Source organism: Mesorhizobium sp. M1143 (assembly GCF_040318435.1).
Taxonomy (GTDB): domain Bacteria; phylum Pseudomonadota; class Alphaproteobacteria; order Rhizobiales; family Rhizobiaceae; genus Mesorhizobium.
The window spans coordinates 1-712 of record NZ_JAMYMJ010000200.1; the positions used below are offsets into that span (position 1 = coordinate 1).

A 712-nucleotide genomic window follows, 5' to 3' on the forward strand; every position below is an offset into this window, starting at 1 on the left:
ACGGTTATCTGACCGATCTGCGCACGGCCGCTGCCGGCGCGGTCGCCGCCAAGTACCTCGCCCGCAAAGACGCCTCGATTGCCGCCATCCTGGGCGCGGGGCTGCAAGCCCGTCTTCAGTTGCAAGCACTCATGCTTGTCCGCCCGATCCGTTCGGCCCGAATATGGGCACGCGGGGGAGTCAAAGCCCATCTTGCCGCGCGAGAACTGTCCGACGAGTTGGAGATCGACGTTGTCGCTTGCCCGACCCAGGAGGAGGCTGTTGCAGGCGCGCATATCATTGTCACGACGACGCCGGCTGTGAGCCCGATCTTTTTATCGCGCTGGCTTGCACCCGGACAGCACATAACAGCAATGGGCTCAGATGCTGAACACAAGAATGAGATCGAGCCTCAGGTGATCGCCATTGCCGACATCTATGTGGCCGACAGCCTGGCACAAACGAGACGTCTCGGCGAACTGCATCACGCCATCAATGCGGGTGTCGTTGACGAGAACGCGCGCTTTGCCGAACTCGGACAGATCATTGCCGGTGAGATGGCGGGGCGCACCAGTGCCGACCAGATTACGATCGCGGATCTCACCGGAACAGGGATTCAAGACACCGCTATCGCTAACTTCGCATTCGCGCGGTCACGTCAACTGACAGAAGGAACGACCAAGGAGCCCTGGTAGCCTTCGTTCGATCAACGTGTTCCTACTTGAGGAGACGC

General features: G+C 60.4%; 1 protein-coding gene. It reads left to right on the plus strand.

Features of this window, described 5'->3' with window-relative positions; translation table 11 throughout:
* Positions 1–674: ornithine cyclodeaminase family protein (locus NKH35_RS31935; protein WP_352917586.1), on the plus strand; the 674-nt coding region annotated here is incomplete at its 5' end.
* Positions 675–712: the final 38 nt, after the last annotated feature.